The organism is Citrobacter gillenii, from assembly GCF_013337685.1.
Classification (GTDB): domain Bacteria; phylum Pseudomonadota; class Gammaproteobacteria; order Enterobacterales; family Enterobacteriaceae; genus Citrobacter; species Citrobacter gillenii.
In genome coordinates this window covers 69249-82250 of record NZ_SUQN01000005.1, presented here as the reverse complement: position 1 = coordinate 82250, position 13002 = coordinate 69249, and the positions used below count along the sequence as shown (strand labels likewise).

13 protein-coding genes are annotated in these 13002 nt (G+C 54.7%); 10 read left to right on the top strand and 3 right to left on the bottom strand.

Going from position 1 to position 13002, the window contains the following annotated elements; all coding sequences use genetic code 11:
* Window positions 1-69: 69 nt before the first annotated feature.
* On the bottom strand, window positions 70-1602 hold the full coding sequence (locus tag FCH32_RS12510; protein ID WP_174360994.1) for a flagellin N-terminal helical domain-containing protein: 1533 nt from the start codon (window positions 1600-1602) through the stop codon (window positions 70-72).
* 255 nt (window positions 1603-1857) lie between these two features.
* On the opposite strand from FCH32_RS12510, the gene fliD reads away from it, so the two are divergent.
* From fliD to amyA, 4 genes are all read left to right on the top strand, one after another.
* Complete coding sequence (fliD, locus tag FCH32_RS12505; protein WP_174360993.1) at window positions 1858-3264, top strand: flagellar filament capping protein FliD; 1407 nt, start codon at window positions 1858-1860, stop codon at window positions 3262-3264.
* 14 nt (window positions 3265-3278) lie between these two features.
* Window positions 3279-3686, top strand: a complete 408-nt coding sequence (gene fliS / locus FCH32_RS12500; RefSeq protein WP_174360992.1) for a flagellar export chaperone FliS — start codon at window positions 3279-3281, stop codon at window positions 3684-3686.
* On the top strand, window positions 3686-4054 hold the full coding sequence (gene fliT / locus FCH32_RS12495; protein ID WP_137363219.1) for a flagella biosynthesis regulatory protein FliT: 369 nt from the start codon (window positions 3686-3688) through the stop codon (window positions 4052-4054). The genes fliS and fliT overlap by 1 nt, the downstream gene beginning before the upstream one ends.
* A gap of 71 nt (window positions 4055-4125) precedes the next feature.
* A complete protein-coding gene (gene amyA, locus FCH32_RS12490; protein ID WP_174360991.1) occupies window positions 4126-5613 on the top strand; it encodes an alpha-amylase in 1488 nt (495 codons plus the stop codon).
* Between the two features lie 40 nt (window positions 5614-5653).
* On the opposite strand, the gene yedD is transcribed toward amyA, so the two are convergent.
* Window positions 5654-6067, bottom strand: coding sequence for a lipoprotein YedD (gene yedD / locus FCH32_RS12485; protein WP_096757505.1), 414 nt, complete (start codon window positions 6065-6067; stop codon window positions 5654-5656).
* 185 nt (window positions 6068-6252) lie between these two features.
* Here yedD and yedE point away from each other — a divergent pair, with 185 nt between their 5' ends.
* Window positions 6253-7458 carry a selenium metabolism membrane protein YedE/FdhT gene (gene yedE, locus FCH32_RS12480; RefSeq protein ID WP_115258823.1) on the top strand — a complete coding sequence of 402 codons (1206 nt, stop codon included), beginning with the start codon at window positions 6253-6255 and terminating at the stop codon, window positions 7456-7458.
* On the top strand, window positions 7455-7688 hold the full coding sequence (gene yedF, locus FCH32_RS12475; RefSeq protein ID WP_000790504.1) for a sulfurtransferase-like selenium metabolism protein YedF: 234 nt from the start codon (window positions 7455-7457) through the stop codon (window positions 7686-7688). The genes yedE and yedF overlap by 4 nt, the downstream gene beginning before the upstream one ends.
* A 54-nt stretch (window positions 7689-7742) precedes the next feature.
* Here yedF and fliE read toward each other — a convergent pair whose 3' ends face one another.
* Window positions 7743-8057, bottom strand: a complete 315-nt coding sequence (gene fliE, locus FCH32_RS12470) for a flagellar hook-basal body complex protein FliE (protein ID WP_045444321.1) — start codon at window positions 8055-8057, stop codon at window positions 7743-7745.
* Window positions 8058-8273: 216 nt separating this feature from the next.
* On the opposite strand from fliE, the gene fliF reads away from it, so the two are divergent.
* The 4 genes from fliF to fliI are packed head-to-tail and all read left to right on the top strand — an operon-like array spanning window position 8274 to window position 13002.
* Window positions 8274-9944, top strand: coding sequence for a flagellar basal-body MS-ring/collar protein FliF (gene fliF / locus FCH32_RS12465; RefSeq protein WP_174360990.1), 1671 nt, complete (start codon window positions 8274-8276; stop codon window positions 9942-9944).
* Complete coding sequence (gene fliG / locus FCH32_RS12460; protein WP_048211311.1) at window positions 9937-10932, top strand: flagellar motor switch protein FliG; 996 nt, start codon at window positions 9937-9939, stop codon at window positions 10930-10932. The genes fliF and fliG overlap by 8 nt, the downstream gene beginning before the upstream one ends.
* Window positions 10925-11632, top strand: coding sequence for a flagellar assembly protein FliH (gene fliH / locus FCH32_RS12455; protein WP_174360989.1), 708 nt, complete (start codon window positions 10925-10927; stop codon window positions 11630-11632). The genes fliG and fliH overlap by 8 nt, the downstream gene beginning before the upstream one ends.
* Entirely contained in the window at window positions 11632-13002 is a 1371-nt protein-coding gene (gene fliI, locus FCH32_RS12450; RefSeq protein WP_115258826.1) for a flagellar protein export ATPase FliI, read from the top strand. The genes fliH and fliI overlap by 1 nt, the downstream gene beginning before the upstream one ends.

The following is a 13002-nucleotide window of genomic DNA, read 5'->3' as shown; positions in this document are numbered from 1 at the left end:
TTTGAGGGTTACGGGTAAAGCGGAATGTAAAAAACCCCGCCGGAGCGGGGTTTGCGCGATAAGTGTAAATTAACGCAGCAGAGACAGAACGTTCTGCGGAACCTGGTTGGCCTGTGCCAGAACAGAAGTCCCTGCCTGCTGCAGGATCTGTGCTTTGGACATGTTGGACACTTCGGTCGCGTAGTCAGCATCTTCGATACGGCTACGAGCAGAAGTCAGGTTGTTAACGGTGTTACCCAGGTTGGTGATGGTAGAGTCGAAACGGTTCTGCACCGCACCGAGGTCAGAACGCAGTGCATCAACTTGTGCCAGGGCTTTATCCAGTACAGCCAGCGGATCTTTAGTGCTGGTGCTGGCTTTAGCAACGTCTTCGTTAACCAGTTTAGGGCTACCGTTTTTATCGGTAGTGACATACATGGTTTTACCGCCAGTGGCGACATTGCCATCAATATCAACGTTGTAAGTTGCGCCACTAACCTTCAGAGTGCTACTTGTTTTGGTTGCGTTAGCCTGTTGCAGATCAGAAACAGAGGCCGCTTTGTTTGCAGTAGTTGCACTCGTGGTGAGAGTGCCATTCTGAGATACATGAAGTGCAACGTCAGTAGCAACTTTAGCAGCAGTACCAGAAGTACTAGTTGAATCAGAAATAGTGAAAGTAACTGTTTTTCCATCTACTTTGGCAGTATAGGCACCGTCGCCATTAACTGCTTTAGCTGGGTCGGCATCTGGAGTCGATTTGGTAAACTCCATGCCATCAAATGTAAATTTGTCGCCGACTTTAGCACCAGCACCTAATGCAGCAAGGCTTACAGCACTTCCATTCGTAGCAGCTGTTGTTGTGTAAATAGTTGAAGGAGTATTTGTTTCAGTGGCATTGTCTGTTAAGCCACCATCTTTGGCGCTAACATACATGTCTTTGCCGCCAACCTGTACACCCTGAGTTTTGACATCAACAGTAATGGTATTAACATCAGCAGCAGCAGCAGCACCAATTTTAACTTTTCCGCTGTAGTTATCAGTACCGGTCGCACCAAACTTGGAGATCAGATCGCTGGCAGTGGCTTTCTGCGCACCGTTTACACGGAAATCAGCAACACCCAAGCTCTGAGTATCGATTTTTTTCAGATCGATAGCGATGGTTTCACCGTCGTTCGCGCCAACCTGAATTTTCAGAGTGTTATCCTGAGCCAGTACTTTCACGCCGTTGAACTGAGTCTGGCCGGATACGCGGTCAATTTCGCCCAAACGCTGGGTGATTTCGTTCTGGATAGAGGTCAGGTCGCTGTCTGAGTTAGAACCGTTTGTTGCCTGAACGGTCAGTTCACGTACACGCTGCAGGTTGTTGTTGATTTCGTTCAGTGCGCCTTCAGTGGTCTGCGCAATAGAGATACCGTCGTTGGCGTTACGGGAAGCCTGGGTCAGACCTTTGATGTTAGAGGTGAAGCGGTTAGCGATCGCCTGACCAGCAGCATCGTCTTTGGCGCTGTTGATACGCAGACCAGAAGACAGACGCTCGATAGCGGAGCTCAGGGTAGACTGAGATTTGTTCAGGTTGTTCTGGGTCAACAGCGACAGGCTGTTTGTATTGATGACTTGTGCCATGATCTTTTCCTTATCAATTACAACTTGATGTTATTGGGCCGTTGCCCACGGTTTCTGACCGTAACCCATGTATCGGCACGTTAATTTCGAACTTTAGAAAATTTTTACTTTCCGCCCTCTTTTTTCTTAGCCCCTGAAATACCCGTAATATGCCCCACTATTCCGCGCATTATTTTCGCAAAACTATCATTAAACTTTGCGCGCAGATTGCCGATAACCCGCTTAACTACTGTTTGCAATCAAAAGGAATTAGGCATGGCTTCATTTACATCACTGGGCGTCGGTTCAAACCTGCCACTGGATACATTGCTGACGAATCTAACGACCGCTGAAAAAAAACGTTTAACGCCAATTACCCAACAGCAGAGCGCCAATACTGCACGACTCACGGCCTACGGCACGCTAAAAAGCGCGCTGGAAAAATTCCAGACAGCAAACACCACGCTGAACAGCGCCGATCTGTTTAAAAGCACCACCGTCACCAGCAGCACTGAGGATCTGACAGTATCAACCTCTGCTGGTGCAGCGCCAGGCACTTATACCGTCAGCGTCACGCAGCTGGCCCAGGCGCAATCACTCAGTACTAAAACAGGTATTAGCTCAACGAAGGAAGCATTGGGTGACACCTCATCCGACAGCCGCACAATTAAAATTGAGCAAAAAGGTCGTAAAGAGCCGCTGGAAATTAAGCTGACCAAAGACCAAACGTCGCTGGAAGGCATTCGTGATGCCATCAACGATGCCGACAGCGGTATTTCCGCCAGTATTGTTAAAGTAAAAGAAAATGATTATCAGCTGGTATTAACCGCTGACAGCGGCGTCGATAATAAGATGACGATTTCCGTCAGCGGCGACAGTAAGCTCAATGATTTATTGGCCTACGACAGTACTGCCGGCAGCGGCAATATGAAACAACTGGTGGAAGCCAAAAATGCGCAATTAAAGGTCAATGGGATCGATATTGAACGTCCAAGCAACGCGATTACCGATGCGCCGCAGGGCGTAACGCTCAATCTGACCAAAGAAGTGACCGATGCGCGTATTACAGTCACCAAGAGCAATGAAAAATCGACTGAAGCGATTAAAGGCTGGGTCGACGCCTATAACTCGCTGCTGGATACCTTCTCAACGCTGACCAAATACACCGAAGTCGATCCTGGCGCAGAAGTTCAGGATACAAATAACGGCGCGCTACTCGGCGACAGCGCCGTGCGCACCATCCAGACGGGGCTGCGCGCGCAGTTTTCCAACGGTGCCAGCGACAGTGCGTTCAAAACGTTAGGTGAAATCGGGATTACCACCGACGGCACCACCGGCAAGCTGAAAATTGACGACGCCAAGCTGAAAAAAGCGCTGGAAGATAACACCGCTGCGACCCGTCAACTGCTGGTGGGTGATGGTAAAGAAACTGGCATTACGACCAAACTGGCTACTGAAATAAAAGGCTATCTGGCTGATGACGGCATTATCGACAGCGCCCAGGACAATATTAACGCCACGCTGAAAAAACTGACCAAGCAGTACCTGGCGGTCAGCGCCAGCATTGAAGACACCGTGGCGCGCTATAAAGCACAGTTTACGCAACTTGATACCATGATGAGCAAGCTGAACAGCACCAGTAACTATCTGGGCCAACAATTTACGGCAATGAGCAATTCCTGATAACAGAGGTAAGTATGTATACCGCGAGCGGTACCAAAGCCTATGCACAGGTCGGCATAGAGAGTGGCGTGATGAGCGCCAGTCCGCATCAGCTGATCGAAATGTTGTTTGATGGCGCACACAGCGCCCTGGTGCGCGCTCGCCTGTTTATGCAACAGGGTGATATCGTCGCCAAAGGCGAGGCCTTAAGCAAGGCCATTAATATCATCGATAATGGCCTTAAGGCGGGTCTGGATCAGGACAATGGCGGCGAAATCGCCACCAATCTGTCAGCACTTTATGACTATATGGTCCGCCGTCTGCTGCAAGCGAATTTGCGCAATGATAGTCAGGCCATTGAAGAAGTCGAAGGGTTGCTCGGCAACATTGCGGAAGCCTGGAAACAGATCTCACCCAAAGCATCGTCCCAGGAGTCTCGTTAATGACCTCAGCCGTGGAGTTTATCAACCGTTGGCAGCGCATTGCGCTACTCAGCCACTCGCTGCTGGAACTGGCGCAGCGCGGTGAATGGGACCTTTTACTGGAACAGGAAGTTAGCTATCTGCAAAGTATTGAAGTGGTCATGGAAGACGAAACTCCACCGGGCATTACGCGAAGCGTTCAGGACATCGTGGCCGGGTATATTAAACAGACGCTGGATAACGAACAATTACTCAAGGCGTTGCTGCAACAACGACTGGATGAACTCAGTGGGCTTATTGGTCAGTCGACCCGTCAGAAGACGCTGAATAACGCCTATGGTCGTCTTTCCGGCATGCTGCTGGTACCCGACGCCCCCACCGTACCGTAATAATTTCCCGCCTCGCCTGAATAATCTTCCATACTCCAGAGGTTAGCCAAACGGCGTCTGGAGCACGGAAGATGAAAAATCCCACGTTATTGCAGTACTTCCACTGGTATTACCCTGAGGGCGGTCAGCTATGGTCCGAGCTTGCCGCACGCGCAGGCGGCCTCAACGATATCGGCATTAATATGGTGTGGCTGCCTCCTGCCTATAAAGGCGCGTCCGGCGGCTATTCCGTTGGCTATGACTCATACGATCTGTTTGATTTAGGCGAATTCGACCAAAAAGGCACCGTCGCCACCAAGTACGGTGATAAAAACCAGCTGCTGGCCGCCATTGATGCGCTAAAACACAACGACATTGCGGTACTGCTGGACGTGGTGGTCAATCACAAAATGGGGGCCGATGAGAAAGAATGCATTCGCGTCCAGCGCGTAAACGCCGATGACCGCACGCAGATTGACGATGAGATTGTCGAATGCGAGGCCTGGACGCGCTACACCTTCCCGGCCCGCGCGGGTCAGTACTCGCAGTTTGTCTGGGACTTCAAATGCTTCAGCGGCATCGACCATATCGAGAACCCCACCGAAGACGGTATTTTCAAAATCGTCAACGATTACACCGGCGAAGGCTGGAACGATCAGGTGGATGACGAACTCGGCAACTTTGATTATCTGATGGGCGAAAATATTGATTTTCGTAACCACGCCGTCACCGAGGAGATTAAATACTGGGCACGCTGGGTGATGGAGCAAACCCAGTGCGACGGTTTTCGCCTCGATGCCGTCAAGCATATTCCGGCCTGGTTTTATAAAGAGTGGATCGAACACGTGCAGGAGGTGGCCCCCAAGCCGCTGTTTATCGTCGCTGAATACTGGTCCCACGAGGTCGACAAACTGCAAAACTACATCGACCAGGTGGAGGGGAAAACCATGCTGTTCGATGCCCCCCTGCAGATGAAGTTTCACGAGGCTTCACGTCAGGGTCGCGATTATGACATGAGTCAAATCTTCACCGATACGCTGGTGGAAGCCGATCCGTTTCACGCGGTGACGCTGGTCGCCAATCACGACACCCAGCCGCTACAGGCGCTGGAGGCCCCGGTCGAACCGTGGTTTAAGCCGCTGGCCTACGCGCTGATCCTGCTGCGCGAAAACGGCGTGCCGTCGGTGTTCTACCCCGATTTGTACGGCGCGCACTATGAAGATACCGGCGGGGATGGACAAACCTATCCCATCGACATGCCGATCATTGAACAACTTGATGAACTGATTCTGGCCCGTCAGCGTTTCGCCCACGGCGTACAAACGCTGTATTTTGATCATCCGAATTGCATCGCCTTTAGCCGCAGCGGTACCGACGACGACCCCGGCTGTGTGGTGGTGTTGTCCAACGGCGATGACGGCGAAAAAAGCATTGCGCTTGGCGCGAACTACGGCAATAAAACCTGGCGTGACTATCTGGGGAATCGCGAAGAAAGCGTGGTCACCGATGAACACGGCGAAGCGACGTTTTTCTGCAACGGCGGCAGCGTCAGCGTGTGGGTGATTGAAGAGGTGTTGTAATGGACTTCCCCGGTAGCGGCGGGCTACCGGGGTTTAGCGCTTACGGCAGCGGCGTGGCCAACGGCGTTTTCTGTAACACCTCGGCGCATTCCTGCGTTGGGCGATCGACCCGTTGCAGCGTCATTCCGTCATATTCCAGCGTATTACCTTCGCGCTCAATCTCATACAGCTCACGCTTCACCGTCACGTTGGTGAGATCGCCGGAGAGCATCGTCAGTTTCCCCGGTAGCGCAATCACCCGCTGCCACTGGCGACAATCCAGCGTATCGCCCTCTTTGGTCACCACCAGCGAGGCGATAGCTTCCGGACTCACCAGCTTGCGCTGCGGACCTTTCGACTGCCAGTAGCCTTCCAGACCGGCGGGCGCGGGCGTTTTTACCACTTCGTTATAATTTTCAACTTCGGCGCATCCGCTAAGAAGCAGAAATGCACCAACGATTGCTAATTTTTTCATCATTCATCCTGCATGCGAAGAAAAGGGGATTGTGGCATTAAACCCCTGATGTCGCCAGCCTTTCGCGGCGGCGGATAAAGATTGATCCCGTCGGGATTACTTCTTATTACTGATAGGCAAAAATGTGGATCGGTGTAATATCCACACTTCTTGTTACATACCTTCTGAGTTCAGAGGCAAAACGCATGTCATGGCAACACTTCAAACAGGCCTGGTTAATTAAATTTTGGGCCCCTGCCCCCGCGGTCATCGCGGCGGGTATTCTCTCCACTTACTATTTCGGCATTACGGGAACCTTCTGGGCGGTAACCGGCGAATTTACTCGCTGGGGCGGTCAAGTCCTGCAGTTATTTGGCGTTCACGCCGAAGAGTGGGGTTACTACAAACTGATCCACCTCGAAGGCTCTCCGTTAACCCGTATCGACGGCATGATGATCCTCGGCATGTTCGGCGGCTGCTTTGCGGCAGCACTGTGGGCCAACAACGTGAAATTACGTATGCCGCGTAGCCGGGTGCGCATTATGCAGGCCATTATCGGCGGGATGATCGCCGGTTTCGGCGCGCGTCTGGCGATGGGCTGTAACCTCGCGGCGTTCTTCACCGGGATCCCACAGTTCTCCCTGCATGCGTGGTTTTTTGCGCTGGCCACCGCAATTGGCTCATGGTTTGGCGCACGCTTCACCCTGCTGCCGATGTTCCGTATTCCGGTCAAAATGCAGAAAGTCTCTGCCGCCTCGCCGCTGACGCAAAAACCGGAGCAGGCGCGTCGGCGTTTTCGCCTCGGCATGCTGGTGTTTATCGGCATGATCGGCTGGGCGCTGCTCACCGCCATGGATAAACCCAAGCTCGGGTTAGCCATGCTGTTCGGCGTGGGATTCGGTCTGTTGATTGAACGGGCGCAAATCTGTTTTACCTCGGCATTTCGCGATCTGTGGATTTCCGGGCGCACCCATATGGCAAAAGCCATTATCTTCGGCATGGCGGTCAGCGCCATTGGCATCTTCAGCTACGTGCAACTGGGCGTTGAGGCGAAGATCATGTGGGCCGGCCCCAACGCGGTGATCGGCGGCTTGCTGTTTGGCTTCGGCATCGTGCTGGCGGGCGGGTGTGAAACCGGCTGGATGTACCGCGCGGTCGAAGGTCAGGTGCATTACTGGTGGGTCGGTCTGGGCAATGTAATCGGCTCGACCATCCTGGCCTACTACTGGGATGACTTCGCCCCGGCGCTTGCCACCAGCTGGGATAAAGTGAACCTGCTCAACACCTTCGGTCCGCTCGGCGGCCTGCTGGTGACCTATCTGCTGTTGTTTGCCGCACTGATGCTCATCATTGGCTGGGAAAAACGTTTCTTCCGCCGTGCAGGGCTAACGCCTGCTAAGGAATCCGCATGAAAAATATCGTCCCTGATTACCGTCTGGACATGGTGGGTGAACCGTGTCCCTACCCGGCTGTCGCCACGCTGGAAGCAATGCCGCAGCTGAAGAAAGGTGAAATTCTGGAAGTGGTGAGTGACTGCCCGCAGTCGATCAATAATATTCCGCTGGATGCACGTAATCACGGCTATACGGTGCTGGATATTCAGCAGGATGGGCCAACCATTCGTTATTTGATTCAGAAGTAAGTGTTTGCCGGATAGCGTTGCGCTTATCCGGCCTACATTTTCTGCACGTTGTCCCTACACCTGCATCGACATGACTTCCTGATACGCCGACACCAGCTTGTTACGCACCTGAATCCCCATCTGCATAGAGACCGAGGCTTTTTGCATATCGGTCATCACATCATTCAGCGCAATGCCCGGCTCACCCAGGGTAAATTTTTCTGCCTGCACGCGAGATGCGGTTTGCACATCACTGATGCGGTCCAACGCCGCATGCAGCTGACCGGCAAAGCTCACGGTCGGTTGTGGCTGCATATCCTGCATCTTTGCTGACGTCGCCGTGGCCTGTAGCTGGCTGATGACCCCTTCAATCCCCTGTATTGCCGACATTCTGATCCCCTGGATGATTTTTTACGTAGCAGAGATTACCAGCTCGTCAATAAGATAAAGGCGCTAAATAACGATAAAAACCCCCGGTTTTTGGCGCATAGAAAAATTTAAAACCGCAAATAATGTGACGGTCAATTTTTCGAGTTTGCTGACCCGGGAGTGAGTCTTGTTCCACTTTGCAAAAAACGCCGTCCACGATAATCCACGAGGTGCGAGATGAGTGCGACAGCATCGACTGCAACCCCACTGAAACCTCTCGAGTGGTTAAATCGCCTGCGTGCGAATCCCAGAATCCCTCTGATTGTGGCGGGCGCGGCTGCCGTCGCGATCGTCGTGGCGATGGTCCTGTGGGCCAAAGCGCCAGATTACCGCACGCTGTTCAGCAACCTCTCCGATCAGGACGGGGGCGCCATCGTCACCCAACTGACGCAGATGAACGTGCCCTATCGTTTCACCGAGGGAAGCGGCGCCATCGAAGTTCCCGCGGATAAAGTACATGAGCTGCGTTTGCGTCTGGCCCAGCAAGGTCTGCCGAAAGGCGGCGCGGTGGGCTTTGAACTGCTGGACCAGGAAAAATTTGGTATCAGCCAGTTTAGCGAACAGGTGAATTACCAGCGTGCACTGGAAGGCGAACTGGCCCGCACCATTGAAACGCTCGGACCGGTTAAACGCGCCCGCGTCCATCTGGCCATGCCGAAACCTTCATTATTTGTCCGTGAGCAAAAATCCCCTTCCGCCTCCGTTACCGTAAATCTGGAACCGGGTCGGGCGCTGGATGAAGGTCAAATTAGCGCGGTTACCCATCTGGTCTCCAGCGCCGTGGCCGGTTTACCGCCGGGTAACGTCACGCTGGTCGATCAGGCCGGTCATCTGTTAACCCAGTCGAACACCAGCAGTCGTGACCTGAACGATGCGCAGCTGAAATACGCCAGCGACGTCGAAGGCCGCATTCAGCGTCGTATCGAATCGATCCTGTCACCGATCGTCGGTAACGGTAACGTCCACGCGCAGGTCACCGCACAGCTGGATTTTGCCAATAAAGAGCAAACCGAAGAACAGTACAGCCCGAATGGTGATGAATCGCAGGCTGTACTGCGTTCGCGCCAGCTCAACGTCAGCGAGCAGATAGGAAGCGGCGCACCGGGCGGCGTACCGGGCGCCCTGTCGAATCAGCCTGCGCCGGCGAATACTGCGCCTATCAATACACCACCGGCTAATCAGCAAAATGCGCAAACCACGCAGACAGCCAATAACGCGAATGCCGGCCCACGTAGTACTCAGCGCAATGAAACCAGCAACTATGAAGTCGACCGCACCATTCGTCATACCAAAATGAACGTCGGCGACGTGCAGCGTCTCTCCGTGGCGGTGGTGATCAACTATAAAACCTTGCCGGACGGTAAACCGCTGCCGCTGACCGCCGATCAGATGAAGCAAATTGAGGATCTGACCCGCGAAGCCATGGGCTTCTCCGACAAGCGCGGCGATACCCTGAACGTGGTGAACTCACCCTTCACGGCAACCGACGACGCGGGCGGCGAGCTGCCATTCTGGCAACAGCAGTCCTTTATTGAGCAGTTGATGATTGCCGGACGCTGGTTACTTGTACTGCTGGTGGCCTGGATACTGTGGCGTAAAGCCGTTCGTCCGCAACTGGTCCGCCGTAGCGAAGAGGCGAAAGTCGCGCAGGAACAAACGCGCGTTCGTCAGGAAACCGAAGAAGCGGTAGAAGTTCGTCTCAGCAAAGACGAGCAGACCCAGCAGCGTCGCACGAACCAGCGCTTGGGCGCAGAAGTCATGAGCCAGCGTATTCGTGAAATGTCAGATAACGATCCGCGCGTTGTGGCGCTGGTCATCCGCCAGTGGATGAGTAACGAACATGAGTAATCTTAGCGGCACCGATAAAAGCGTCATTTTACTGATGACCATTGGCGAAGATCGCGCGGCGGAGGTGTTTAAGCATCTTTCCACGCGTGAAGTGCAGGCCCTCAGTACGGCGATGGCCAACGTGCGCCAGATTTCCAACAAGCAACTCACCGAGGTGCTGGCCGAGTTTGAACAAGAAGCCGAGCAGTTTGCGGCGCTGAACATTAACGCCAACGAATATCTGCGCTCGGTGCTGGTGAAAGCGCTGGGTGAAGAGCGCGCCTCCAGCCTGCTGGAAGATATTCTGGAAACCCGCGATACCACCAGCGGCATCGAAACGCTCAACTTTATGGAGCCGCAAAGCGCCGCCGACCTTATTCGCGACGAGCATCCGCAGATCATCGCCACGATTCTGGTACACCTCAAACGGGGCCAGGCGGCCGATATTCTGGCGCTGTTCGACGAGCGTTTACGCCACGATGTGATGTTACGTATTGCCACCTTCGGCGGCGTGCAGCCGGCCGCGCTGGCGGAGCTGACCGAAGTGCTGAACGGCCTGCTCGACGGCCAGAACCTGAAGCGCAGCAAAATGGGCGGCGTGAGAACGGCAGCAGAGATTATCAACCTGATGAAAACGCAGCAGGAAGAAGCGGTCATTACCGCCGTGCGCGAATTCGACGGCGAACTGGCACAGAAAATTATCGACGAGATGTTCCTGTTCGAAAACCTGGTGGACGTCGACGACCGCAGTATCCAGCGCCTGCTGCAGGAAGTGGATTCCGAGTCGCTGCTGATCGCCCTGAAAGGTGCCGAACAGCCGCTACGCGAGAAGTTCCTGCGCAATATGTCGCAACGTGCCGCCGATATTCTGCGCGATGACCTCGCCAACCGTGGTCCGGTACGTCTGTCGCAGGTAGAAAACGAACAGAAAGCGATTCTGCTGATTGTGCGTCGCCTGGCGGAAACCGGCGAAATGGTGATCGGCAGCGGCGAGGATACCTATGTCTAACGACCTGCCGTGGAAAGTCTGGACCCCGGACGACCTCGCGCCACCGATGGCGGCGTTCGTGCTGGCCGATGACAGCAGCCCCTTGCCGACGGACGACACAGAAGAACCACAGCTGTCCGCTGAACAACAGCTTGAACAACAGCTGGCACAGTTGCAGTTGCAGGCGCATGAACAAGGCTATAACGCCGGCCTGGCTGAAGGTCGGCAAAAAGGCCATGAGCAGGGTTATCAGGATGGGTTAGCGCAGGGGCTGGAGCAAGGTCAGACGCAGGCCCGGGCGCAGCATGCGCCGATTCACGCCCGCATGCAGCAACTGGTGAGCGAGTTTCAAAATACGCTGGATGCGCTGGACAGCGTGATTGCCTCGCGTCTGATGCAAATGGCGCTGGAAGCCGCTCGTCAGGTGATTGGCCAGACGCCGATCGTCGATAACGCCGCGCTGATTAAACAAATCCAACAGCTGCTGCAGCAGGAACCACTGTTTAGCGGCAAACCCCAACTGCGTGTGCATCCGGACGATCTCCAACGCGTGGAAGAGATGCTCGGCGCCACCCTCAGCCTGCACGGCTGGCGACTGCGCGGCGACCCAACTCTGCATCATGGCGGGTGTAAAGTCTCGGCCGACGAAGGCGATTTGGATGCCAGCGTCGCTACGCGCTGGCAGGAACTCTGCCGTCTGGCCGCACCGGGAGTCGTGTAATGACCACCCGTCTGACCCGCTGGCTCACCTCGCTGGATAACTTCGAAGAGAAAATGTCGCTGCTGCCGTCGGTACGACGCTACGGGCGTTTGACCCGCGCCACCGGCCTGGTGCTGGAAGCTACAGGTTTACAGCTGCCGCTGGGCGCCACCTGCGTGATTGAGCGTCAAAACGGCAACGACACTCAGGAAGTCGAAAGCGAAGTGGTCGGTTTTAACGGCCAGCGTCTGTTTTTGATGCCGCTCGAAGAAGTCGAAGGCGTTCTGCCTGGCGCACGTGTTTACGCGAAAAACATTGCCGGTGAAGGCCTGCAAAGTGGCAAGCAGTTGCCGCTGGGCCCCGCCCTGCTTGGGCGCGTGCTCGACGGCAGCGGAAAACCCCTCGACGGTCTGCCTGCGCCCGACACCACGGAAACTGGGGCGTTAATTACACCACCGTTTAACCCGCTACAACGTACCGCCATTGAGCACGTGCTGGATACCGGTGTGCGGCCCATCAATGCGTTGCTAACCGTCGGTCGCGGCCAGCGTATGGGCCTGTTCGCCGGTTCCGGTGTGGGTAAAAGCGTCCTGCTCGGCATGATGGCGCGCTATACCCAAGCCGATGTCATTGTCGTTGGGCTGATTGGCGAACGTGGTCGTGAAGTAAAAGATTTTATCGAAAATATTCTCGGTGCCGACGGTCGCGCACGCTCGGTGGTGATTGCCGCCCCTGCGGACGTCTCCCCATTATTACGTATGCAGGGCGCCGCCTATGCCACGCGTATTGCCGAAGATTTTCGCGATCGCGGACAGCACGTCCTGCTGATTATGGACTCCCTTACCCGCTACGCGATGGCACAGCGTGAAATCGCGCTGGCTATCGGTGAACCTCCCGCCACCAAAGGCTATCCGCCCTCGGTGTTCGCCAAATTACCGGCGCTGGTGGAACGTGCCGGGAACGGTATTCACGGCGGCGGTTCAGTTACCGCATTTTATACCGTGCTAACTGAGGGCGATGACCAGCAGGATCCGATTGCCGATTCCGCGCGTGCGATCCTCGACGGACACATCGTGCTGTCCCGTCACCTGGCGGAGGCGGGGCATTATCCGGCCATTGATATCGAAGCCTCAATCAGCCGTGCAATGACCTCGCTCATCAGCGAAAAACACTATGCGCGGGTGCGTAATTTTAAACAGCTGCTGTCCAGTTTCCAGCGTAACCGTGATTTAGTCAGCGTGGGTGCATATGCAAAAGGCAGCGACCCGATGCTGGATAAAGCCATCACCTTATGGCCGCAGCTGGAGGCATTTTTACAGCAAGGGATCTTTGAACGGGCCGACTGGGAAGATTCCCTGCAGGCGCTGGATCTGATTTTCCCTGGGGTGTGA

Bases quoted from the DNA above. Each gene is read 5' to 3' on its own strand.
- fliG (WP_048211311.1), top strand. From the start codon at position 9,937: ATGAGTAATCTTAGCGGCACCGATAAAAGCGTCATTTTACTGATGACC.
- fliD (WP_174360993.1), top strand. From the start codon at position 1,858: ATGGCTTCATTTACATCACTGGGCGTCGGTTCAAACCTGCCACTGGAT.
- yedF (WP_000790504.1), top strand. From the start codon at position 7,455: ATGAAAAATATCGTCCCTGATTACCGTCTGGACATGGTGGGTGAACCG.
- fliI (WP_115258826.1), top strand. From the start codon at position 11,632: ATGACCACCCGTCTGACCCGCTGGCTCACCTCGCTGGATAACTTCGAA.
- amyA (WP_174360991.1), top strand. From the start codon at position 4,126: ATGAAAAATCCCACGTTATTGCAGTACTTCCACTGGTATTACCCTGAG.
- yedE (WP_115258823.1), top strand. From the start codon at position 6,253: ATGTCATGGCAACACTTCAAACAGGCCTGGTTAATTAAATTTTGGGCC.
- fliF (WP_174360990.1), top strand. From the start codon at position 8,274: ATGAGTGCGACAGCATCGACTGCAACCCCACTGAAACCTCTCGAGTGG.
- fliT (WP_137363219.1), top strand. From the start codon at position 3,686: ATGACCTCAGCCGTGGAGTTTATCAACCGTTGGCAGCGCATTGCGCTA.
- fliE (WP_045444321.1), bottom strand. From the start codon at position 8,057: ATGTCGGCAATACAGGGGATTGAAGGGGTCATCAGCCAGCTACAGGCC.
- FCH32_RS12510 (WP_174360994.1), bottom strand. From the start codon at position 1,602: ATGGCACAAGTCATCAATACAAACAGCCTGTCGCTGTTGACCCAGAAC.
- yedD (WP_096757505.1), bottom strand. From the start codon at position 6,067: ATGAAAAAATTAGCAATCGTTGGTGCATTTCTGCTTCTTAGCGGATGC.
- fliS (WP_174360992.1), top strand. From the start codon at position 3,279: ATGTATACCGCGAGCGGTACCAAAGCCTATGCACAGGTCGGCATAGAG.
- fliH (WP_174360989.1), top strand. From the start codon at position 10,925: ATGTCTAACGACCTGCCGTGGAAAGTCTGGACCCCGGACGACCTCGCG.